Consider the following 26,281-nt stretch of genomic DNA (forward strand, 5'->3'; position numbering starts at 1 on the left):
TTTCTTAAAGATTTTCGGGTTATTGCAGATATGAAAAAATATATTGATGAGATATCCCATGTGGGAAATTGCTAGGGTTGTTTATTCCCATATGGGATTGCTGATAAATCCTTAGAAATGGCGAAAAATTTACTAGTCAAAGCAATTCTTTCGAGTGAAATCCTTACGAAACCGAATGTAAAAGGAAATCGGTGTCGGATTTAATGTAAAGCATAGCAGGACAGGACAGATAGTAAAAAAGTAGGCCTTAAAAAGTGTTAACCCTGGCTATACTGTTTTAAAATTGCGTCTGCTTGGTTTATCTTAGTGACATGAAATTTTCAACTCCTGTATTTCTTGTGCTTTTTTTTTGTGCAACATTCAGTGTAAATGCGCAGTATTTGGATCAGATGTCCAAACAATTGTACCCGCCATCTGATCTTAAAAAAGATATTGACCTCGTACAAACCACACTGGAAAAAGAACATCCGAATTTATATCTGTACATACCTAAAAAAGCGCTTGACTACAAATTCGACAGTTTAAGAAAAACAATAGATAAGCCAATTACCCCAATTGCACTGTATATTAAGTTACAACGGGTGATCAGCAGGATAGGCGATGGGCATTTGACGGTAGAGATAGATTATTCGAAATTCACTCCGCAGGACATTGCTTTTTTGAAAAAACCATCACTGCAACACCCCATTTATCAGTTCGGCTACTATGTGACCGGAAAAAGGCTATTTATTGCAAAGAATTTATCTGCCGATTCTACAATTATAAAAGGCACAGAGATCATGAGCATTAATGAAGTGCCTGCAACAAGGTTAATTGATAGCCTTTACAGTTACTGCCCCGTCTTTGGAAGCGATGGTCCAAACATCCCGGTTATTTTCCTATCGGATTTAAGCCAATGCCCATCTTTGCCATCCAATTTACCATTTGGATTATCTTTCCAATGAGCTCCCTCCTTCCTCCTCGTACTCCTAAAAGCACGCCCATATAGGTCAATAAATCCTATTGCATTCTTTCTAGCACAGCTGCAAGATGACCTTGATCTTTCTTCTTTGGCCAACGGATACACCACAACGACTACTCAACAAGCAATAACAAACCATTTACTGACAACAAATTAACATCCTATTTTAATTTACATAAAATTAATGAAATGGGAATAAATTTTTAACTCCAAAAACTGCTACTAGCAATAGGAAGAATATGGCAATGAGTAAAGGGACTGCAATTAATATGACTCTATTAAGATTATTATTTTCTTTATCAAAAATCAAAATGATTGATAGAAAAAAGATGAAGAGACAACCAATGTAAAAGGAATATACAAACACATTTCTAATCAAAGTAATTTTTTGAACATCTGAGTCAAACATATACTTAATGAGCCTCTCTTTGACTAGATTCAACACAAATAGAATTACTGTAATGGTAAGAATATAATAATATTTTTCAGATAAGAATTTAAGCATCATTATTGATTTTTATATTTTGGACTTAATTTTGGAAGACTTTTATAGTTCATCATACCCATGCCATACTTCCAGCGATCTTGTATACTCAATAAATTCCCTTGAAATACTGGACCTGGAATAAACTTAGATAAAAAATAGTTCTTTTTTAACGAATTATCTAAAATGGTCAAAGATTTATTAGACAAGTTCCAATAGGAATTATTAATTATATTTTGTTCCTTTAATAACTGCTTTCCATCCCAAGAACCTGCTGCACTGCCTTTAATGGGATCGCCATTATATAAGCTTTGTAAGCCTCCCCAAACATCATCTAGAATTAATTTATTACCAGACTTAACGAAGTTTTTTATTTCATCGTTTGAATAGCCTGTCATACTCGCTCCTATACCTAGTAGGTTTTTTAATTTATCTACAGTGGAAGCAGCTGCTCCTGCCCATCGAGTTTCAAATCCACGGCTATCAGTCTCAGATTGAAACCACCTATAAAAATCTGCTCTTTGATCAAGATTTGCATATTCGTTATGGCCGTCGCTTTTTTGGATATTTGTTTCATTGGCCTTATCCCAAACATCCGTGTTGTTTTCTCTATCAGACTTTAACCAATGGCCATCTTTGCCATCCAGTTTACCATTTGGATTATCTTTCCTATAAGCTTCTTCGTCCTCGTACTCCCTAAAGAACATCCCATCCGGGTCAATGAATCTTATCGCATTGTTTCTGGCATAATTGTACAATGACCATGATCTATCCTGTTCCGCCAGCGGATCAATCACACTCCACCTTCCAATCACTGGATCATAGAACCTTGCCCCGTAATCTAATAGCTTTTCCTGATCCTGTTTCTCCTTACCATTATATTGGTACTTGTTCTCCGTACCAATTAAACTCCGCTGTATGTCAAGACCATAGGCATAATAATCAACTTCCTGAATCTTCCTTGCTACCGTTCCATTTATATCAAAGTACACTCTCCCATTACCCAGATGATCTGTCAGCGTATATTCATAACTATAGCTCGTTGCACTGTTTCGTACCACTCGTCCTTCTGAAGTGCTCATGAACTTCAGCACACCTGTCTCATATTGAATACCACTAATATAATCATTATTTAATGAAGAAGTACCGGTTACTACCTTTCTTAGTTTAGCCCCATTTGTATCATAGGTATAAGTAATGGCTGATCCTCCTGCCGTTAAAGTAACTGGGAGGTTCAGGTGATTATAAGTAATACCCGTCAGGTTGTTTCCAGTACTTGCCGCATTGTTTCTACCCGTCATGTTCCCATTCAGATCGTACGTATACGCAGTAGTTCCAGGAAGCTGGAAAGAGGCTACTGCATTGGTGTTTGCATCAACGATGCTATTCAGTTTGTTGCCTGTGCCTGTGTAACTATAGGTCAGTTGGTCAACTGCGGCTGTTAGTGATTTGCGATCCAGGTAGGTAATATTTCCCATCACATCGTAGGCAATCGTTTCATCATTACCATCACTACTTAAAGCAGTCAGCAATCTATTTTGCTTGTCGTAAGTATAGGTATACTGTTTGTTCAGACTAGAGTTTATGCCCCATTTCTGTCTGCTAATATTTCCATTGTACTGAGCCACCAGTCCCACAGAGTCAAGTTCGTATTTTAGCTCCTGAGCAAACAAAGGTGCACTCTGGCTCTTCAACCAGCCACGTGCATTATAGCTGTAAGCAACCGTCTGGGCAAATGCTGGAGTAGTCAGATTGGTACTATGCAACCCCTTACTGCTCAACTGTCCTATCTCATTGTAGGTATTACGGCTCAGCAGTATTTCTGCATTAGGAGTCGCAGCAACATCTCCAGTTTTCTGGTAGGTATCTTTTAGCCTGCCCATGTGATCATAGGTAAAACGATTAGATACATTTAGCTTTTCAGCCCCGGCTACAAAATGTCTTCTTACGCTACCTGTTAGCTCTCCGGTGATGTTATTATAAGTATTGATTGTTTCATCATAACTGTTGGCGGCCACAACACCTCCTTTATAATGTTGTTGCCATACTTTTGCTATGCGGCCCTCATCATTATAATAGTTCACCGTCCATAAAAACGTGGAGGTTCCAATCACCGCCACTTTACTGGCAGTTAGAAGTCCCTTGGTCTTATTGCTGTAACTGGCGCTCTGGTTATTAGGAATTCCAGGAGCAGTATAATCATCATAGTAATTGACCGTACTTACTTCAAACTGAGGGTAGTTCATCGGATTACTGACATTGGTATACCCTTGAAACCCGCTATTGTCACGTTCCTCCCAGCGTATGATCTGGTTATCAACGCTGTTCTGGATAAAAGCTCGCGTTTGGTCATGCCCTTTCTCTACCCCGGTTAAGATTACTCTTCCCAATCCATCATATTTGATAAAATTACGCTTTAGTGCAACGCGCTGCACAGTATCGGCAGTGAAAACGACCTGATTGAGTTTATTATAGATCAATTCTTCCCAGCCTTTACCAGGAAGTTTCTTCTGAATCAACCGCTTTCGCCCGTCATAACGGTATTGATAACAGAAATTATCCAATACCGCCAAGGTAAGTACTCCGGCTGCATCTGGATTCGCCCCAGGAGGCAACACAAAACTCAGGTTGCCGAAATCATCATATACATAATAAGTAGAAAGCGTCTGAATGGTGGTACTCACTTTATTAAAAGTACGTTTGAGTATCACCCTACCTTCTTTATCCTTATATTCTTCGGTTGTTCCCAGCTTTACATCTGCGGCCGGAATCCCTGTCCAATTCTCATCTTTAGTAATCGTCAAGTACAGTTGATTTGCACCATAATAAGTAGTACCTCCTAAAGTACGAACATGCTCAAGCCCCACAGTAGCAGAGGCTGTGGCTGTATACAGCCTTACGGCAAAGCCGGTGGTGCTGTAAGCTGTAGTACTGTTGTTGGCCCCGTAGCTGGCCACTACTGATCTTCCGGTGGTAGCTGTTCTTGTTCCCGGTTGCCACACGGTTCCAGGAGCCCCCTGCTCCAGCACACGACTTAAAGGACTTGCCTCTAAAATCGTTTTAGAAACTGCCGCATTGCCGGGAATAGTAACTACACCTGGTGCTGTCCATGTTGTACTGGACGGACTGGTATAAAATGAATTCTGATCAGTAATGGCCGTAGTCTTATAACTGCCGTTACTGGTAACAGCCGTAGTGGTATAAGGCAGATATTTTTTATCCTCACGTCCATAAGCATCATAGACTATTGGAGTTACCAGATCTCGCATGTTTGGGCTACCCTTCCATTCAACATTCTGTAGTGGCCTTCCAAGTCCATCAAAATATTGGATATTTGCCTGCACTTTAGTCCGGTCTGAGGTAGCTCCAATTACAGCTGATTCAGTAAGCAACTCAGTCCTTGGTGTATAAGTAATCATATAATTCTGGTCCTGACTCGGCAAAACAGCCGAAACAACACCAGTACTAACCGTAATGCTAATGGTAGCCACATTACTGCTATGGGTAACATTAAAAGCCTGAATCTGATAGTTAGTGGCAGCAGAAACTACTGTAGGCGTTCCACTGATGGTGCCATTGGTTTCATTAAAAAACAGCCCCGCAGGAAGTGCAGGATTAATTGAATAAGCCTTTGTTACCGTTTTACGGATCGAATAATTATTCTGGTCGGCAACATAAAGGTAGCCCATAGCATCCACCGAAAGACCATATGGAGAGTTAAATCGGGCATTAGCACCGGTACCATTCACAAAACCTGGGGTACCTGCTGCCCCTGCCAGTATGGTAACCACTCCTGCTGGGGTAATCTTTCTGACCACCATATTGTTGTCATCAGCAATGTAAACATTCCCAGTAGCATCTACCGTTACCGCATTTGGTCGGTTAAAGCTCGCTGCTGTACCTGTCCCGTCTGCGGAACCTGCTACCCCACTTCCTGCCAAAGTAGAGACGGTACCTCCGCTTATCTTTCTAACTACATAATTCTGCCGATCAGCTACATACATTGTCCCGGAAGCATCAATCGCTATACCCATCGGATTCTTAAACGTGGCCGACAGTGCTGCCCCATTGGTTAAACCTTGGGCACCTGTTCCGGCAAAGGTACTGACTAAGCCGATTGTGGTGATCTTACGAATTTTGTTATTACCATAATCAGAGACATACAAGTTTCCCGAAGCATCCAATGCAAGCCCAATTGGACTGCTAAAGCTTGCTCCTGTGCCTGTACCCTCTGTAGCCCCTGCTGTGCCACTTCCGGCAACTGTAGTAACAACTCCTGCTGGAGTAATTTTTCGAATCCGGTGATTCTGCTGATCAGAGACAAACACATTCCCTCCAGCATCTACGGTAAGAGCGGATGGATGTTTAAAAACTGCCGTTGCTCCTGTACCATCCGCATAACCTGGCAGACCGCTCCCAGCGAGGGTACTTACCACTCCTGCTGGAGTGATTTTGCGAACCATATGGTTACCTGCATCGGCCACATATACATTCCCTGAAGCATCGACCGCTGTATTTAAAGTATTGTTAAAAGTAGCTGAGGTACCTGCGCCATTGGTAGACCCGGCGCTGCCTGTACCCGCAAACGTGATGGTCTGCCCCGCTGAAGCTGCAGGTCCACCAGTCATTGTTGGCGATAAAGGTGTTATGGCTGTCCCCACTGTATAGGTCTGTGATGCTGGATAGCTAATCGTCATGGATTGGCTGAAGCCTTTTGTATAACTAAACAGCAAAATAGCCAGAAGAAGCAATAATCTATAATATGTTTTCATTTCCAAAGAGCGTTTATGGTTTGTAATGGTAGTCGTATTTCTTCAGGATATTCCCATTCTGATCTTTCAAATGCATTAACCGCTGGAAACTATCATATTCATAATACACTGTTTTTCCAGTGTCATCTATGGCACTGGTCATCCCTACCAATGGTTCATAGGTATAAGTACTCATAGCGGCATCAGAAGGTTGGATCCTTAAATCATCAAACCATACTGTCCCAACACTATTATTGTCCAACCTTAAAAACATTTGAGTGACATCAGCCGGAACTAAAAAATCCTTTTTCATATACACCCACTTATTGGTTACCCCAGTCAGCATGCTGTCATTGTAAGTATTATATCCAGTTTCCCCTGCTTTCATCATAAACAGAAACAATTGAACTGTAGGACCATTGCTATACACCCAGCCCGAAAAGGTAAATTTCTTGGGAGCCGCTAAACTGATGTTCAATCTTTTGCTACTATGACTGACCATCTCAGTAGCATTCGGATTAATAATCCTACCCGAGTAGTTACCGGTATGGGGCCTGGTATTGTCATAAATCACATTTGCCTCGAAATCTAGTCCTAATTCCGGTTCTTCAAAGTTCTGACTATAAAATTCATTGACAGCGGAATTTTTGATTTCCGCTATCTGATAATCATTATTATAACCCCATTTATAACTAGACTTTTCCTCATCTGGTGCTCCTTGCTCCAGCAAATTTCCTTTTACGTCATATTTAAATTCATTTCTCTTTTCGTAACGACCATCATATGCAAAACCTAAACTAATACTTTGGGTTGTACCAATAAATGCAGTTGAAATCAGTGGCGAAACAATGTTGGCATCAAAACTACTTTCTAGCAATCCGTTTTCGTAATGGAACATTTTACTGGCTGTCACGTAAGCATTCGTCGACCTAATCTTCATTGTAGTAACTTCAACTGGAGCAGATACTATATTCTTAGTTTTTAGAAAATCCAAATCATACAATTCATTTGTCGAACCATAGCCCGAAGTCAAATTAAAATCTCCGCTATATTTCAAAATAGTCCGGATACTATCGTTTGTTGACCCTGAAGTCGTCTTACTTCTCAATAACCTTGATCCAGCATCATATGTAAACCTACTTTTGGTTACTATCGGCAATGCACCGGTGCCATAATCAGTAATTTCTTCTGTTTTCAAATATGGATCAAAAGTATAAATTGGGTAAGTTATCAGGTTTTGTGCAGCAGGCCCCAAACGGGCATAAACCCTCACAAAAGAATTATACCTAGAGGGATCATCATTATAAGTATTTACTGTTTTCTTAACTAAAGCTTTTGCCACAGAATAGCTAGAAACCGACGTCAAAAGACCGCGTTCTAACTCCAGCTTTCCAAATAGTTTATACTCCATTTGCGTGCTTTTAACTACGCTCATTGAGCTAAATGGTTCCTTATCCAAATAGCCATTATCAAAATTATTGTACTTATAAACAACATACCCTAGTCCGCTTTTCTCTGTCACTTCCGAATAACTAATGTGATTACCATTCGTTGTGTTCAAATAGCTCATTGTTGCGCTTGAAAACTTCTTAAAAGTACCCCAGCTGTTCGTGTGAGCATCATCGTAATATACAGGCTTACTAGCTAATATTCCGCTTGACAGCGTATCATTGCCTATGTAATTCGTTACATAAAAAAATTCTTTCACTTGTGGAATCGCTGTATTACCATCAAATGTTTCCATTTTTCTGATTCTTAACCCACCTCCCAACTTGTTTAGATTTAAGTTAACAAGTGTTAATGTTGGTGACTGTTCTACTTGTTTCGAAAACCTATGGGGTTCAAAATAAAAATCAGAATATCCCCCAGTCGGATAAGTTATCCTTGTTAAAATCTCTGCATCCATATACTCAGCATTAGGTTCTCTTGAAATAAAATAGGAATTTAAATCTGGGACAGCAGTAAGATTTTGATGACTAACCGCACCCCAAAAATTCTTTCCGTTCCAATAACCCCAATGATCTTCCTCGCCAATGTTATAGGCAGGAAGTTTCTTAGCATTATAGGTAAGGCCATATTCATATGTACTTAGTACGCCACTTTTGTCGTGAAACTTTATCCGGTCAAGTTTAAGGCGTTCAGTTACCTTTTCGATATATCCTAAATTGACTCTCCGCTCAACCTTATTATTAAAAGATAGCGTAATGGAATCAATTTTATACGTGGACCAGGACGGACCACTGAAATTATAATGATTAAAACTATCTTGGCTTAACGGTTTACCTTTAAAGATCATAGGCAAATCCTTGGATTGAGATTTATAAAACCTACATATTATATTGTTGTCTGCTTCTATTCGGTCCAAATATGAAGTATAGATCAAAGTTTTAGCATTTTGATTTATATCATAGGTCTTGATCAGTCTGCCGATCTGGTTAAAATTATTTTCTGAGATCTCAGAATAAGTGTTTTGTTGTAAAGTTAAGCCATGTGTGTAGTAAAACCTCACAGACCTGCCTTTAGGAGAAACAATCTCAGACAATCGCCAGGCAGAGGCAGATATCTTACCAGCCACACATTTAGGAGCATTAGTACCAACAAGACAATAATTAATCACCCGCTCTGGTCCAGCTGGGCCAGTAGCATTATAAGGTTCCTGTACACCCGGTAGCGAAGGCACAGAGAATTCTATTGCAGATTGTTCCCTCCCAAAAATATATTTTGTACCATCTCCAGTAGTCATTGTAAATTTTACAATAACAGAATAAATGGGTAATGTGGTTGAGGGAGCCTGCAGGTTTGGGAGGATATAATCACTCTGTCTTTCAAGTTCAATCTTTATCCCTGGGTTATTTGGAGAGTTCACAATCCATTTCCCTTCATGGTTCAACATGAACTTTCCTGATATCCCATTCACATTAAATGAAAATTCATCGGGGGCAAGATTTGGAGTGCCAATCGGCTTCGGTAATGTTGTCCAGTCTGATGCTGCTAGTAAAGCATAATCATCAAGATAATCGAGTTCATCAACTTCACCATTTACGTGCCTGTTAATCACTCCACCGGCCATCAAACTCCAGCTCAAGCCCGTAGAACCGGGCCGCTGATCTGGACGGCAGCCACCGGTTTCATAGCCTAGAACTACTGGAATTTTTATTTCTCCATTATTTATTGTCATTAGCGGGATGTTGACATTTACTGCTCCATTAAATGGAGAGACGGGGATATCTCCATACCTCCCAAAACCGCTAGCATCAGGACTTTGAAAAACAGGAAGGTTAGCAAGAGGCGGCGGAACAGCCTGTGAAAATAACTGCTGGCCCGATCCAGAAAAGACAAAAAACAAAATAGACAATAAAAAGCGATTGTAAAAGTAGACGTTTTTCATATAATGATTGAGTTCATTTAGTGCATACCAAAAAGCGACAAACATCAATGAAAAGAGAAAAAAATGAGCGCTAATTAATCTGGTCACAAAGATAAATTATTATAATATTAAATCATAATTATTCTTAATAACAAGAGCTTATCCCTTCGTTACATCATAAAAAAGATATGAATCACCACATCGAGGGAACTTTTACTGACAGAGGTAATCACTCCAGATGATTACAAACAAATAAAAACTGAAGGAGAAAAAACCATCATAAGACTAGAAGCAAAGATCAATGACTTATCACAAAAAATAGCGTTTGATTACGATATCTTCAGTATAGTAGACGAATCATTGGAAACCCTTAAAAACATTGTTGACTTATACGAGAAGGCTGATATGGAGGGCAAACAATATATTGTTGGTTCGATCTTTCCTGAAAAGTTCGTTTTTGACGGGGAGATCGATCGAACCGCCCGCATGAACCTATGCTTCCATCTTATCTACCACATTAACAATAAATAGAGGGCAAAAAAAAGGAGTTAGTCTTAAATTTAAGACTAACTCCCTCAAAGTGCTCCCTTTCGAACTGAACTCAAAAAAATTTATTGATGATTTAAGGAAAATTGCACGAATTAGTAAGTTGATTAATCAAGAACCCCTTAGTAGAGATTTTACCTTAAAATATAAGCGAACCTGGAAAAAGAAAAAAGGATAAAAGTAGCTTATATGGTGAAATTTGGCAGATATTAACTTAATCAAAGCACCAAAAAATTCAATTCAAACGATGCATTTGTAGTCTCGAGTAGGGTATTTTTATGTGTATAAAACCACACATTTATCTCTACTAGAGATATGCTAAAAAATGAGTTTATCTCTAGTAGAGTGGTTACCCCGTTAATAATCGTGTTTAGGGCTTTGGAAAATGGAATAGCATAACTGCAATTTGAATGATCTTTTTAGAATCATCTGGCAGTTTGAATTCATAGCTCAATCCTTAAAAGAAATCCGAATTATTCATAGCGTTTTTTCCAATCAAATTACGGAATATCAGGATGGAAAGATCTATATCGAACCCGCCTTAGCAGCCCATCTAAGGTGGTTTTTGATTTCATTTCGTTTTTATCAAGTAATGTTTTTTAGCTGATATTTTATTTATACAGTTGTATCATGATAAAACTTTTAGGGCTTTTAAAAACGATGAATGGCACCGAGGAAATTCGATTTGATTTTCTTCTTTATATAATTGTTTATATTAGTGCGAGGAAATCGTCTAATAGTATAACCTTCAATTAACGCCAGATATGTTTAACCCTTTACTTATTTATCATTTTTCCTGGATAGCAGATACGCGTCACTGCTCTTTTGTAAATCCATTCTACTCTGAAACTCAGAAATACTGATGGAGGATACCTTAAGAAAATTCCGCGATCGGCTCAGGATCATTATTATTCTTTACACCTGCTGCGAGCGGCTAGAGGAAGATACTAAGGAATACTATGGGATATTTCGAAGTGAGATAAAAATTCAGGCTTTAGATTTCTTGCTCCGTTATCCTGATTTTCTCTCCATGGAACTGATGAGCCTGATCGACGAGGGTGCAGCCATTGACCAGACTGAAATCAGGGAAATTATCCATCAGATCTACCAACAAAAAGAGCCGGAAATTCGCGTGGAAGAAATGGAAAAATTTTTTAATGGCGCTTATGAAAGTATTGATGAAGTAATTGCCTTTCACGTCAGTATAGGCTTTCTGTACCATGAAAGTAAAAAACGAACAGACGGAAAAAACTACGACAAACAATATTACATCACCAATGACTGTGTCAAGAAAATCGAGGAACATCTAAAAGAAATAGCCGCAGTAAAATGGTATTTCGACAGGTGTGAACTTCTGAAGCGATATTTCAATCATTTTCCAGGCACAGAATTAAAGACCAGACAATACCGTTACACCGAATATAGCGGGGTTTCCTACAAATCCTACATCAAAAATATCAACAGCCGGGTTAGTGCTGCGTATTTTCAACATTTTAAACGTCAGCTGCTATGAGTATCAACAGCATCAAATACACCGAATTTGTCAAATATGTACACCGTCAGTTTGAAGATAAGCTCACTGAAGAACAAATCAATAAAATTCTCTATCTGAAAGAGGGTTACAATAAAGATTCTCCAACATCCCTGGGAAAATCTCTGCTGTTGAACCGGTTGATTTTTTCCGGTCAAAAACGGGACGGTGAAAAGTTTATTCATGATCAACAACTTTTCACAGGAATCAATGTATGGATAGCAGACAACCACAAAGGAAAATCCACAATATTCAAGGTCATTAAATTTGCCCTCACAGGATCAGACAGTATAAAAAAGGATCTAAAACCATGGATTGAAGAAATTATTCTGGAATTCAGAATCGGAATAATTGACTATACCTGTGCCATTGACCGTACAGGCCGAGACCGTGGCTATCTATACAGGATGAAAATGGAACAATTCTTACAGCTACGGACGGACAACAAACTTGATTCTGCAGATAGTGAGCTTGAATTTGAATTTAAGAATAGGACACAGTTTGAGGAAAAGATGCAGGAATTTTTCTTCGACCACTTTTCCTTCTACACCCTTAAATACACCTCGAAAAACAGTGCCAAAGACAATTTTGACCTCAGTACGGCAAACCTCAGTTGGACAACTTATTTCAAATCTATTTACCTAGAATCTAGTAATTATGAGCACCTTTTTTTTAATACAGAAAGTTATGGTGCCCAGGGCAAGAAAATATTTGAAATGATTCTTGGGCTTCCGTTAACCTATCCAATCAATATGCTGAACCTTCAGCTAGAAAAAACGGTGGAGGCAATAGGCAAGATCAAACTCGTAGACAAATCAAAGACAGAACAATCAAAGGAAAGTCTTACAAAACTAGAAAAGCGATACGAAACGGTCATCGCGGAACTTGAAAAAGCCAAAAACGCTGTGAAAGGTACCTTGAGTGAAAGGGCTTTTGTGGAGGAGTATATCCAGATACAAGAAAAGGTTAATAAAATCCGTATTCAACAGCGTTCGGCAGAAGAAAACTACCAACTCGAGAAGATCAAACAGGTACCATTGGAGGAGGAACTATACAATCTGCAAGAAGACAAAAAGAAGATAAATATTGAGATAAACCGGCTCAGTAAACAAGACCTGAACGTTGAACTATACCGGCAGGCAGAAAGTTTTTTCACCAACCTAGAAATAAAAACCTGCCCACACTGCGAAACAACAGTTAGCGAAAAAAAGAAAGTCCAGGAAAGGCAGACACATGAATGTAGTTTATGCGGAGAAACACCGACTCAACAAAAGATTGAAGAGGAGGAATTGCAATTAAAAGCCAAACGGATAAAGGAAGAAATCCTCGTTCACCAGAAAAAACTTGAAGAAGTCAGCAACCTGATTTTAGAAAAGCAGACTGCCTTAAGCCAGTTAAAAGAATTGCTTGCTCAAAAATATGAGGCAATGGTCAAAATCCCATCCCTGGAATCAGACAATGCAAAACTGCAGGAACTGGAGAAGAAAATAGATACCGTACTCAAAGAGCGCGCACAGCAGAAGGATCTATTTGAAAACCGAGAAAAATACATTAAGGAAGAAGCTGTACTCAAATTTCAGATCGATGAATTGAAAAAACAAAAGAGCAGCACAGCCGGACCCGAACTATCAGAATATTACCTAACCCAGCAGGTACTGGAATATGCACTAAGTTCCCTTGCAAAAAAGCGCATCCAGTTGAACGCAGATATATTGTCAAAACTTCAGGACCTGATCCTAAAGGAAGTCAATTCCTTCGGCTTGATCAGTATAGAAAAGGTCGAAATCGATGACAACTTGAACCTTGCCTTGACCCAAAACGGGGTCATTGTTGGATTTTCAGAACTGGAGCCTGGAGAAAAACTCCGTGTTAAACTTGCATTTTATCTTAGCCTGATCCAGCTTGACATCGAACATTCACTGGGGAGACACCCAAGGTTTTTAATCTTTGATTCTCCCGGCAGCGAAGAAATGGTTCCCAAACATCTGCACGGTCTTTCAGATATGTTTAAAAGCATCAACGAGCGATTTAAGGACCATATGCAGATATTTGTTGGATCGGCTCTTAGGGAGTTTGAACAGATTGCTGAGCCCAAAAAGACCTTCATCAAAGCTGAGGAAGAATTTGTATTTTAATGGAAATCAACCTCGCCAGTTCCGAACTCTTTAAAACCGGAAAATACTTTGACCAGGTGAACTTTCTGGACAATTTCCACCATGCTGATCTTAGTAAGTACACAGGAAAGCAACTCTTTGAGTATCTCTCTGAGGTGATCTCAGTAAATTCTAACCTCTTTATCAAAAGGTCGGCATTCAAGGTCTTGTGCGAGCTATTTATCTTAAAAAAGATCGAAACAAGGATACAAGTACTAGGTTTGATCAGCTGCTTTTTGGATGAAAATGAAATGCTTCAAAACATAGCTTTAAAATACCTCGCGCATTTTACACCAATTATTGATGATGATTTGCTACATAAATTAAAGGAATGTTCAGACAGTCCAAATGCAGAAGTAGCCAGTCAAGCCTACATCTGCCTGGGAATATTGGAGTTGACAAAGAGCATCAATGAAAATACACTCACATCACCGCTCAATAGCTTGACTGATTCTTCTGTCTATTTTAAGGCAGCAACCTTAAGCGTGGAGAACCGGGTAGATGCCGATTTCTACCTAACATTTATTGCACTGATAAAATCCATTATTGCTTTTGACGAGTCCGAATTCCTAGGGTTGCTTACAGAACTGAAAACACAGCTACAGGGACGCATTTTATATGAACTTAATCAGGCAGATCTTGAACTGGAATACCTATTGTATAAATTAAGCGAAAATCTGATCGGCCTTTTTAAGCAGAGTGAGAATGCTAACGGCTGGCTGGAGTTCCGTCCAAACATACAAGCCCTATTTGAATTGAAAATCCAAGCCGACCAGCTCTCATTAACGGAAAGCACCAATCGGAATCTACTGTATAAGTACCGGCTCAGCATCTTTGAAAAGCTGGAATCCAAGATACTAAGTGTCAATTTAAAAACCGAACAGCAAAAACTGGAGAAACTCAAAGCATTAACGGGCTGCGAAGAACTGCAGAACTATATCACCTACCTCCTGTCCTTATATCCTGATGAACAGGAACCAACGGAAGATCTACAAATGCTTGCCCTACTTTCGGATAGCTTTGGAGCCAAACAAGGCCTCGAAATCTACCAATCGATCAAAAACAAAGAAACAACTTTAATACAAGCCATTGGCAAAATGTTGAAAAACGAACAAAGTGGTACGCTGCCTTTTCGTACAGGAAGTATTATTGGCCAGCAAATTCTCTTTGACTTGATGAAAGAAATCGGAACATTGCTGCAAAACTATCCAGCCGACAAAATGGAGGTATTTAGTAATATTTTAGAAGAAGTCATACGCTACACCAGGGTCACTTTGGTTGACCATGACAAGGCCCGGCACCAGTTTCTTTACAGTGAACAGGACGGAGGAAAAGGTCAAACGGCATTGGAGGCTGACCTTCAGGACAGTATGATCCTCTATTTCGAGCATTCAAAAATCGCCGACGGCCTGGAACATGAACGAGCTAAATTTGTCGACGGCGGGAGGGTCGACATCCTTTATAAAAAAGACATACTGACCATTCCAATTGAACTGAAAAGATCTCTTTCGCAGCCCGACCAAGCAAGTTTGGAGGACAATTACATTGCACAGGCACAAACTTACACTTCTGGCTATGAGCAACTGGGTATATTTGTCCTGCTAGAGCTGAGCGATAAATCAAAACTTCCGCCACCAAATTTCAAGGACTGGTTCCGGATTCATCATCTCACCCCGTCCAGTAATTTAGAGCTGAGATATCCGGATTATGTAGTTTCAATTGTAATTCCAGGTAACCGGACACTTCCAAGCAGTAAAAGCACCTACAAATAACAACCAAGTTAAATAAGAACAGGACAAAAATTTCACTAAAAATGCCCGGATTAATATTCAAAATATATTTAACACATTCATCCTTTCCAAAAATGCCACCTAGTATTCTAAAAGCTCATCATAACTCAGCAGCCTGACGTCTTTTTGTCCGAACTGTCTCTTGGTCGTATTGATCACTTCAGCATGATCCAATTTTTCTTCCATGCGGCCAATCAGGATATTAAAATCAATTTTACTGGGGAAAAATCCAAACTCCTTTTCGATGTATCTGCGATTCATTTTATCGCCCAGGTAGTCCTTATAACCGCTAAAGAGTCTGTTGCCCTATGAAAATCAACCCTGTTAAAAAATGCACCTTCATGTAGTCAAAATTAGAGATGATACTTAGGCTATCTATCAAAAACTATATATTAGTAAACTATCAAAATATTATTATGGATTTATCTTGCATCAGTAATATTCTAAATTTAGAATTACCGACTCTTTTACGCGAAAACATTAAAAATGAAATATTTAAAGTGAAGTTGTTAAAGTTATCTAAAACTCAATGGGAAGGCTATTACAAATTTTCAATTTCACTACCTAAACCATACAGTGACAAATTAAAATATTACGACATCATTATTTCAAACTGTGTAACAGGATTTTATAAAGAATTTTTACTCAACTTCAATAATTCTGAAAGCATAGAGCACAGAAAATTCCTAATTGACAAATACCTAGATAGAGAAGTAATTCAAAAAATTAAAGATACTGCAAAAGTTATTACCGAGAAAGACCTGCATTGGTCTAATCACTCAAATACTTCTTTTCAGAACCAAAGAGAGGAAATTTTCATCCTAAATTCAATTAAGTATAATTTGATTTGGCTCTATCTCGAAATAAAAGAGATCGCAATCAATACAGTGCCTAAAGATTATCAAGATTTAGAACTTTTGCATGCCGAGCATTTTTTTGAATATATAACAAATTGTTCGTTTATTACGGAAAACTAAAATAATACACTTTAAATTAATTATGGTTAAATTGCTACGTTATATTGTATTTATTCTGGGGATTGTAACTGTATTAATTACGGTAATTTTCATCATTTCAATTTGGAAAAATTTTGATTTAGTTGGTACTGGAAAAATATCATGGGAAAACACATCTCAAATTTCTGATTTTTTTGGTGGTGTTGTCGGCACTCTATTATCAGCAATGGGGTTCATACTTATTTACTTAAGTTTCAATTCTCAAACTGAAAGTCAAATCGATCAAAAAAACCAATTTCTTGAATCGCAAATTGAAAACCGCTTTATTGAATTAATAAAAATTCACAAGGAAACAGTTAAAGACCTTGAATATGAAGGACTCGAAAAAATGAATGGCCAAAAAGTAATTGATTTTATTGTCAACCAATTTGAAGCCTGTTTCAATGAAATCGAACCGTTTTTCAAAGAAATAGATCCCAACAATCTCTATAAAACCGAAATTCTATCGGGGATAAAAGAGATGGCAATTTTAAGATCGCTTAATTTGATACAACTTGCAAAAATTGATATTGCATATTCAATAGTATTTTTTGGAACTTCAAAAGATGACCTCAAATCGCTTAATAGACTTTTGAAACAACAATACAATGAAACATTAATTGACAATGTACTTTCTTTTATAAAACTTAAAAGTTCAAAAACTGAAAATCTTGAAAAATGGGAAATTATCAAAAAAAAGGAATTGTCCTCACAACAAATTTCTACTATACTGAATAAATACAAACAAGATCGTACAGTAAATAAAACACAATTTGATTCAGACTATCAGGATGCATTCGAATTTCTCTTAAACAAAAGTCAAACAGATAAATATTATGGGGGTCACCAGTATAAACTCGGACATTATTTTCGCCATCTGTTCCTAACCGTAAAATATATAAATGATCAAAAGATTATAGATTATAAAAAGAAGTATAACTATGTTAAAATGCTTAGAGCCCAGATTTCAACTATTGAGCAATATTTAATATTTTACAATTCTTTGTCTTTTATGGGAAGGGCTTGGGAATTGGAACATATAAACTCAACACCAAGCAATGACCAGAAAAACAGCTGGCTCTTTACAAAGTACAATTTTGTTAAAAACATACCTGATCTTACTCAGCCACCAGGTCTTGTTTTAAACGATTATTATCCAGAATTGCATTTTGAATTTGAAACAAAACCAACAACGAGAAAAACATTAGAAAAGATTTTCTTCTAATATCTTGCATTTATAAACCAACGCTTGACAAATGAACTTGACTTGTAACATAATTCCATTTTTTATTCCAGGAACTTTAATTCCGTTCTATTTCAAAACGGAAGAGGACTTATCATCACATCGCATACATAAAAATGTTATTCCTGAAAAAGTTGCCCTAACAATGAACCTTAGTGATGAAGTAGAATTTATATATACCAGCTTTAATATATTTCACGAAGGGTATACAGAGGTTCATTTAGACCTAAGTTCTGAAAAACCATCATTTATTAAGAGATTTTACAATTTCAATGTTTACCAATACTTTAAAACGTCCAATGTTTTAGTAAAAAAGAATTTTGTTCAAGATGTACAGGTTTGGATTCCCCAGGAAGACCAAAGTGATTATAAAATATATGATAAATTCACATTAAGATGCCAGATAGGGAGACTAACAGCTTCAGGAGAACTATTATTATCATATGACGGAATCTCAAAAGTCCATGTCAAAACAGTTAACGAGTTGGTTGAAATTCAAACCGAACATTTAGGTTATGTTTTACAGGAAAATCAACTTCTGAGATATCAAGATTTAGATGATCAGCAATTAATTGACAATGACAAGGCATATCCAGTGCTCGGGCTTAAAATATACCGGGATTTAGAAATTCCTTTCCCGCAACCCGACAAAACAAACAAATACAAAAAGTTTATTCCAAAAATATCAAAGTTCGCAAAAGATTTTTTAGACACGGTAGAATTCAAAACGATAATTCCTATAACTCAAATCGCATTCTACAATTTAAAGCAAACGCAGATAGGTAATGTAAAAGCTGAAAGTAATAATCTTATTTTTGGCAACAGTCATATCAATACAGATGCAAGACAAGGAATCAAACAGGGGCCATTAAACAAATCGCCATATACAAATGTCCACTTCTTTTTTATCTATCCAAATGACTCTGTAATAGCGGCAAAAACACTAGATGGATATTATCGGAATGGAATAGAGTTTTTTAAAGGAATAGAAAATGTAACTAAAGTTAGGTATTATACCGAAAAAAACTTCAGCATAGCTTTCGAAAATATTGCCAACCCTATTCCGGAAATTACAAAAGCTATCGAAGGAAGAGATTGGAAACATGATGTAGAATACTTTGCTATATACATCAGTCCATATGATAAACATGAATCAAATAAGGATAATCGGCAGATATATTACTCATTAAAAAAACTATTATTAGAAAAAAGGATACATTCTCAAGTAATCGTCGGCAATAAAATGCTTGAAAAAGGTAGTGATTTTAAATATAGTATGTTAAATATATCAGTAGCAGCACTAGCCAAGTTAGGAGGTGTACCATGGCGAATTCAATCTTCACTAAAAAATGAATTAGTGGTTGGCGTAGGTGCATTTAAAAGTCGAGACACAGGGCTCCAATATGTTGGCAGTGCTTTTTCTTTCCAAAACAATGGAGAATTCAATGAATTTGATTGTTTTTTAAGAACTGATACAGATATTTTAGCTGGAGCCATTCAAGAAGCCATCATTAAATTCACTTCAGTAAACAGTAATCCCGAAAGACTCATCATCCATTTTTTTAAAGATATGAGTCAAAAAGAAATAAAACCCATTTTACACAAATTACATAACCTAGGCTTAAACATTCCTGTTTTTATAATTACAATCAATAAGACTGAATCAAGTGATATTATTACCTGGGATACTGATTGGCCTAACTACATGCCTTATAGTGGTACTTTTGTTAAAGTTGGAAGAAACGAATATCTCCTATTTAACAATACAAGATATAACCAAGAACATAACGCATCAGACGGCTTTCCCTTTCCTGTCAAAATGAAGATTACTTGTACCGATCGTGATCTTTTGACTCCTGTAATTGTTCGTGAACTAATCGATCAGGTTTATCAATTTAGCAAAATGTACTGGAAATCGGTTAAACAGCAACACTTGCCAGTCACAATAAAATATCCAGAAATGGTCGCTGAGATATTTCCATACTTTGACTCTCTTACGCTACCTGAATTTGGTAAAGATAAATTATGGTTTTTATAATGGTCTGATACTGGTTTTGCTTTATAGTTGTAAAGTTATAGGCGGATAAAACCTATCAACAAACCTTCTTAATAATGGTAGTTTTCTAATGCATCAGAAATCGTTTGCTTTATCTTTTTTGATAAACTTTCAGGAAAATCGACCCTCACATTCGATCCGTAAGATAGAATTATTCTTTCGAGTTCTGTGTTGATAATCAATTCTAATCTAATTTCGAGCTCATTATCATTTATCCATTTCGATTTCTGCGAGCCATGTAGTGGTTTAGTTACTACGTATTTACAAGTTTCTCCGAAAAATGTTAATGTTATCTTTTCGATATTTGCATCATCATATTTAGTAACACCTACAATATCCTCAAAGTACTCTTTCCAATTTATTTCTTCATTAGGTACAAAGCAATCATCAATTCTAGAAATTGAAATAATTCTATCTACAGCTAAATTCCAGTCAGACTTATTTACCACAGGATTAAGTCCAAAAACAAACCACCTATTGTTATATTGTTTCAAATGATATGGATGAAATGTAAAAACATACGGGCTATTGCTTTTAAAATCATTATAGGTTACAGCTAATACATGTTTATCTACAATGCTTTGGTAAAGCTCCTCCATTTTTTCCCTACCTACTAGATACGGATTATCATCAAAGCTTATCAGGTTGCCTTGTGTTAATATTTGATTAAATTTTGAATCGATATGTGGAGATATACTTTGTAATCTCTCAACCAAGGAGATGCCATTGATTGATGATAAGATTTCTACAGCTTTTTGAAGTTCTAGTATGTTCAAATTTCCAAAAGGAAAATTGTTTATAGAGTATGAAACATCATTATAACGATAATAAACCCTTTTTCCAGTACGATAGCGAGCCAAATTAATATTCCACCCTTCACTGCTCTCCATGAAATTTATATCGTCGAGAATTTGCCTCCTGCTAATACCTTTTGTCAAAGGATTAATCTCCTGTAGTACTTTACGACATTCCTCAATCAAATCTTCAATATAATACTTTTTCCCTGAATTGCTAAAACATCTATCCAGTATTCGATACCTTATCAAGGGGTTTTTAGTTACTGCCATAAAATTTTGATATAAATTCAAAAATAAGAATTTCTATGCAGCTCCACTGCACAGAAAGGTAATATGTTTGTGAAGTTCTTTGAAGGCCTGCTGAAATGTATTGAATTTGCCAGTTGGAGGTTTGTAACCTCAGATCAACTGGTAGCTGGTAACTTAAGAAGTTATGCAGCTGAAGGTTTGTATCGGTCATTACTTGACACGTTTTTACCTGATATTATGAAATCCTTATGATCTCTTTATACTTGCATATACAAAGAATAATTCACGCAGGCCTTCTTAGTTTTTTTATACATGAAAATAGAAAAAGATCAAAAAGATTATGTTGTAAAAGCTTTTCATAGTATGAGAGATCGAGATGATTTCGTCAAACTACTCAACTATGCAAAAAAAATTATTTACGGCGAGAAAACAGTTTTTTTTGATTTAAGGCAATTGACGTACTATTCCAACCCCAATGTAAACTTCAAAAGATATAAAAGTTTCGAGATCGCGAAAAAAAATGGAAAGTCACGAAAAATACATGCTCCCGTAAAAGGGCTTCTAGTAATTCAAAAATGCTTGAATTTAATACTCAACTGCATTTTTCAACCAACAGTTTTTGCAACGGGATTTGTAATGGGCAAGTCAATTGTCGACAATGCAGCATTCCATGCTGGCAATTATTATGTTTACAACATTGATCTTAAGGATTTTTTTCATAGCGTAGATCAAGCAAGGGTATGGAAATGTCTACAACTAAAACCAATAAACCTATCTCTATTCCAAAATCCAGAAGATAACAAATATAATTCTTCATTAGAAATTGTAAACATAATAAGTGCACTTACATGTACTGAATTATTAGTCACAAGAACTGATAGAAACGGAAAAGAAATAGAAGTCAATAAAAATGTACTTCCACAGGGAGCACCTACATCACCTCTAATTACCAATCTAGTTTGCCAAAAACTGGATTACCTCCTTTCTGCAACGGCTAAAAGATTTGGATTAAAGTATTCAAGATATGCAGACGATATTACATTTTCTTCGCTGCATAACGTCTATCAACAAAACAGCGACTTTTTGATAGAACTTAATAGAATAATAAAAGATCAGGGCTTTGTTATTAATGAAGAAAAGGTCAGATTACAAAAGGATGGCTTTAAACAAATGGTCACTGGCCTTGTTGTTAACAAACACCCTAATGTCTCTAAAAGCTTTATAAATAATATAAAAATTGATCTTTACTATTGGGAACATTATGGCTATGTTAAAGCAACCAAGTTTTTTTTAAGACGCTATAAGCATACAAAGGAATCTACAAAGAAAGTAAATGTAGATATGTCTAATGTTATTTGTGGCCGTCTTCAATACTTAAAAATGATTAAAGGGGCGAACAATAAAACATATACCTCATTAGCTCTTAAATATCAAAAGTTGTTGGCAAAAAAACAAAAATCAGAACTAAATCCTGAAGATGTTCATTTTAAATCAGTAGAGTCTTCAGGATATGATTTAACCGAAAATGGTCTTATAAATCCAGATCTGAAGACTTTCATGGTATCAATTTTAAACAGTGATCAAATAGCTCTAGCTGAAAAACAGGAAATCTTTGCTAATGTAAATTTGGAGCTTTCAAGGTTAGTTAATAATGATAACACTGGCAAAAACAGTTTGGGTTCGTCTTCTTCTATAAATTCATCATCTGTGACGACTGATGGCTGGAAAAGTGAACACTCTCCTAAAGATGTAGCTAGATTTATGTCTCTTTTCAATAAAAGAGATGGTCTAAAATATTTAACCCATGACTTTGATGAAGAGGGTAAATTTGAAATATCATTTTTTCTCGAAAAGTGGAGAAGCATATTTGAACAATCATTGAGAGGTAAAAATGGCTTTGAAATTCCATCAAGCTTATATAGGATCGTTAATGAATTCGCTTTTTCGGGCAAACCAAATTGGACTTCGGTTAATGACCGTCTAGTTAATGAAGGATGGTCAACTGATAAATGGATAAAGTGGTCATCTAAGAATATGTTACACCCTTTTCGAAATACAGGCCTCAAGGTTATTATTGAAGATTTTAGAAGGTTAATCCGTGTAGAATCTCCGAATTTAGAATTTTTAGTAAACGAAGCATTTTCTGATGCATTGATTGATGAAAACAATAAATATTCTTTGAAACTTGACCAAGTATCAAAAGCAGATTTTTACACTCATATCCCTTCGTTGAAAAGAGCTTTATTCGCTATTTTTTCAGCAATGGGCAAATACGGAGGAGATCGAGATATCTCAGTTTCTTATCAAAGATCAACAGAGGACGATTTTTTTGTAAGAAAATTGATTATCAGTCAAACTAATTCATACCCAACAAAAGAACTCGAACAAATCCTAATAGAATGGAATACAGACAAGGGTGCTATGGGGGGAATCAAACACAATCTATACGGATATTGCGATTGGTCCATAGAAACAAAAATCGACAATACTCCATATAGAATCAATATATTGAAAGACAAAAAAACACCTAAATTTGATGTAATTGGGATGGAAGAAATAATTGGATTTAAACACATTTTAAAATTTTACTACATATAATAATGATTTATCTTATAGATGACAATCAAGCCGATCAGCGTAAAGCAAATTACAGTATCAGCTTCGTTGATGATGGAACTTTTTCTGATATCCTTATTACTATAGATAAAATACCTAGCGATGGTGATAAGAGTCAATTAGATCATCTGCTTTTTTTAAATGAAGCTAAATGTATTCTAATGCATTCGACAACAGAGGGTGTAGATGAAAATAACGAATTTATTAAAGGTGATAATTCAAATGTAATTAAAATTAAAGAATCTATTTCAGTGTTTGGAGAGCAGATACCACTGGTGTTGTTTAGTAATGGAATGGGAAACGTGGTTTTCGATTATAAGAAATCTCCCTATTTCCTACAAGAGATAAAGAAAAATGACTTCTATGTTCGTTTATATGATTTTTTAGAACATTTTAATAGTACAGGAGCAGTAGAGTTACGTATCCTCGCATACGGGAAGAACTTTATCCAATACGAACTGGAGAAGATGAGCGAGAATATATTGATTGGTATTGCTGGAAAAGGTGAGGATGATATTCTAAAAATTACCGATATTGCACCCCTAAGCGATTTTAGAGATTTTATATCAACTGCTAACTTAGACGTTACCACAGATCAGATTATTGAACGTATTGAAGATAATCCAATTACAGTAGGCAAGTTCCGCTACAATATAAATTCAATTAATGAGAGCTACACAAAACATGGAAAAAATTTACACAATTGGATTTGATAAAAGTTTAGCAGAGGTATTTGGTACAAAATTCACATTAGTTCCCGAACTTTTAGAAGCAGAATTAAATGATTGGACAATAGCGCTCTTTAAAGAAGATATCTCAGCGCTAATTATTACTTTACCTTCCAATAGTGAACAAATTGTGCAATTGATAAAAATTGCCCTTCATATTAGACTCTCATTAGATGACTTGAAAGAAAAATCGCTAATTCCAATAGTTTTCACATCAACACAAACCCTATATCAAATTCTTATAAAATCTAAGATTTATGGGCATATTTTCTCAACAGTGGGAAGTTACTTCATTAATCCAGATAAAGTTAAAACTGAAATAAGCGAAGTGAAGCCCATTTTGGTACACGAATATAAAACAGGATTTCTAGATGTTGTCACTATAAGACCAGATGAAACTCTTGGGAAACATTCCTTAGCAAACATATGGGGGGCTTATACTTTGGATAAAGTAGCAAAAACAAGAGTATTTGAAAATAATGATACTTTAAAAAAGCAGCGAGCACAATTATATCTGAAATTTGTCTCTGCTTTTAATTTTGATTTCTCCACTTTAAATCCAGGGGGAATCAAAATAATTGGAAATATAGTACTCGGCGATCCAATTAAAATTGCATCAAAAGACATGAAAATTCTTTTGATTGATGATGAAGCTGATAAAGGCTGGGAGCCTGTATTAAGAAAAATATTCAAGACTAGCCAAGCAGAAGATTTTAAAGTTATAAATCAAAAAGTTAAAGATTATGATGCTTTTAGTCAGGACAACAAAGATCTTATAGAAGGTGGTAACTTTGACCTCTTTTTAATTGACCTTAGATTGAATGGGCTTGATGAAGAGGACGAAGCTAATACCAGAAATTTTTCCGGCATAAAGGTTTTTAAAAAAATAAAAGAATTAAACAATGGCAATCAAGCTATTATTTTTACAGCTTCTAATAAAACTTGGAATCTTAAATACCTTCTGGATGAAGGTGCAAATGGCTATTACCTAAAAGAAGGTCCTGAATTTAATTTTACAAATGCATTTTCGGAGAAAAATTACGAGAACTTCAGAGACGAAGTGACTGAGTGTTTTTATTACAAATTTCTCAAAGATATTCACTTAATACAAAACAAATGTATTGAAGTTATTAATTCTGATACGACCAATAGAAGCCACTCATATCAAGCTTTTTATGACAGAGCGAAATCGGGACTTGAAACAGGTTTTACCTTGCTTGAAAAATCTTATAAAAAAGAAAAATATCTGAGTTTCGCTTTTCTAACGTTTTTCCAAATTTTAGAAGATTATAGCAATCAAAAAGAGAACTATTGCAAGGATGATCAAACTGGTAGTTGGTTTGTTGATTCGGATAAACTTGCAATAGATTCAACTGATAATGAATGGTGTTTAAAATTTATCACAGGTTCAGGATTGAATAATTTCGGTTATTTTGAGATTGAAAAAAACATAGATGCTAGCAGCGCAACGACACTAGCAAAAATATCATTTATTCTTTATTTAAAATTTTCAAAAAACAACTCATACTTGTTAAATTGGGGCAAACTAAATCACCTTAGAAATACAAAAGCAGGACACGGCACAAATAAAGGTGATATACAAATATCTGAAGTTTTCGAAATTTTAGAATTAGTGCAGTTATTTTTGACTTCTAAATAGAAATGAAAAGTCCGCTTGGAGATTCTGTGACATTTTTGGGGATTATTCCATATGAGGCCACCTCTTTCGCGGAACGTGGCCTCATATTACGGCAAAAAATGATCAGTCGATTTCTCTGAAAAATGACCATCCGGCTAATTTTAAGAGGTTTTTAACTTCAAGAGAATCGCTGTGGACTGATATTCATTTTGATCATCAAAAATTAAATAGCGCCCCCCTAATTGCGTTTTAGAGCAAAATTCTGAAGCAATCAATAAAAACTTCTTCAGATCAACAGATTTATCAATTGGTATCACAATCCCTCTCAGAACACAAAAACAGCCTTAGGAGCTATCCTTTGTCAATCAAAATGCT

Annotated in this window: 14 protein-coding genes; 10 read left to right on the plus strand and 4 right to left on the minus strand. The window is 36.3% G+C overall.

The genetic code is table 11. The features are described 5' to 3' along the window. Positions 1-311 precede the first annotated feature (311 nt). The gene (locus J1905_RS03450; RefSeq protein ID WP_214225833.1) at positions 312-944 is read left to right on the plus strand and encodes a hypothetical protein; all 633 of its coding nucleotides are present in this window, start codon (positions 312-314) and stop codon (positions 942-944) included. 524 nt (positions 945-1,468) lie between these two features. On the opposite strand, the gene J1905_RS03455 is transcribed toward J1905_RS03450, so the two are convergent. Then, positions 1,469-6,217: a DUF6443 domain-containing protein gene (locus J1905_RS03455; protein ID WP_214225834.1), complete on the minus strand. Its 4,749-nt coding sequence runs from the start codon at positions 6,215-6,217 to the stop codon at positions 1,469-1,471. Positions 6,218-6,230: 13 nt separating this feature from the next. Then, entirely contained in the window at positions 6,231-9,584 is a 3,354-nt protein-coding gene (locus tag J1905_RS03460; protein ID WP_214225835.1) for a hypothetical protein, read from the minus strand. 1,387 nt (positions 9,585-10,971) lie between these two features. On the opposite strand from J1905_RS03460, the gene J1905_RS03465 reads away from it, so the two are divergent. The 3 genes from J1905_RS03465 to J1905_RS03475 are packed head-to-tail and all read left to right on the plus strand — an operon-like array spanning position 10,972 to position 15,565. Then, positions 10,972-11,622 (plus strand): hypothetical protein, encoded by a 651-nt coding sequence (locus J1905_RS03465; protein WP_214225836.1) that lies wholly within the window; start codon positions 10,972-10,974, stop codon positions 11,620-11,622. Beyond that, positions 11,619-13,775, plus strand: a complete 2,157-nt coding sequence (locus tag J1905_RS03470; protein WP_214225837.1) for a coiled-coil domain-containing protein — start codon at positions 11,619-11,621, stop codon at positions 13,773-13,775. Before J1905_RS03465 ends, J1905_RS03470 begins: the two co-directional genes overlap by 4 nt. Then, positions 13,775-15,565, plus strand: coding sequence for a hypothetical protein (locus tag J1905_RS03475; RefSeq protein WP_214225838.1), 1,791 nt, complete (start codon positions 13,775-13,777; stop codon positions 15,563-15,565). Before J1905_RS03470 ends, J1905_RS03475 begins: the two co-directional genes overlap by 1 nt. Before the next feature lie 99 nt (positions 15,566-15,664). Here J1905_RS03475 and J1905_RS03480 read toward each other — a convergent pair whose 3' ends face one another. Next, a complete protein-coding gene (locus J1905_RS03480; protein WP_214225839.1) occupies positions 15,665-15,844 on the minus strand; it encodes a hypothetical protein in 180 nt (59 codons plus the stop codon). 155 nt (positions 15,845-15,999) lie between these two features. Between J1905_RS03480 and J1905_RS03485 the strand changes: the two genes are divergently transcribed. From J1905_RS03485 to J1905_RS03495, 3 genes are read left to right on the plus strand one after another with little or no spacing between them, the layout of a single operon-like run. Beyond that, positions 16,000-16,560, plus strand: coding sequence for a hypothetical protein (locus J1905_RS03485; RefSeq protein ID WP_214225840.1), 561 nt, complete (start codon positions 16,000-16,002; stop codon positions 16,558-16,560). A gap of 22 nt (positions 16,561-16,582) precedes the next feature. Next, on the plus strand, positions 16,583-17,803 hold the full coding sequence (locus tag J1905_RS03490) for a putative phage abortive infection protein (RefSeq protein WP_214225841.1): 1,221 nt from the start codon (positions 16,583-16,585) through the stop codon (positions 17,801-17,803). Between the two features lie 31 nt (positions 17,804-17,834). Continuing rightward, entirely contained in the window at positions 17,835-19,859 is a 2,025-nt protein-coding gene (locus J1905_RS03495; protein WP_214225842.1) for a Piwi domain-containing protein, read from the plus strand. Between the two features lie 68 nt (positions 19,860-19,927). Here the strand turns inward: J1905_RS03495 and J1905_RS03500 are convergent, their stop codons facing one another. Continuing rightward, positions 19,928-20,944, minus strand: coding sequence for a helix-turn-helix transcriptional regulator (locus tag J1905_RS03500; protein WP_214225843.1), 1,017 nt, complete (start codon positions 20,942-20,944; stop codon positions 19,928-19,930). 291 nt (positions 20,945-21,235) lie between these two features. On the opposite strand from J1905_RS03500, the gene J1905_RS03505 reads away from it, so the two are divergent. Genes J1905_RS03505 through J1905_RS03515 form a run of 3 tightly spaced genes read left to right on the plus strand, consistent with a single transcriptional unit; the run spans position 21,236 to position 25,927 of the window. Beyond that, positions 21,236-23,521, plus strand: coding sequence for a reverse transcriptase family protein (locus tag J1905_RS03505; protein WP_214225844.1), 2,286 nt, complete (start codon positions 21,236-21,238; stop codon positions 23,519-23,521). Between the two features lie 2 nt (positions 23,522-23,523). Further along, complete coding sequence (locus tag J1905_RS03510) at positions 23,524-24,252, plus strand: hypothetical protein (protein WP_214225845.1); 729 nt, start codon at positions 23,524-23,526, stop codon at positions 24,250-24,252. Next, the gene (locus J1905_RS03515; RefSeq protein WP_214225846.1) at positions 24,224-25,927 is read left to right on the plus strand and encodes a response regulator; all 1,704 of its coding nucleotides are present in this window, start codon (positions 24,224-24,226) and stop codon (positions 25,925-25,927) included. The genes J1905_RS03510 and J1905_RS03515 overlap by 29 nt, the downstream gene beginning before the upstream one ends. Positions 25,928-26,281 lie beyond the last annotated feature (354 nt).

Source organism: Pedobacter sp. B4-66 (genome assembly GCF_018492665.1).
Classification (GTDB): Bacteria; Bacteroidota; Bacteroidia; order Sphingobacteriales; family Sphingobacteriaceae; genus Pedobacter.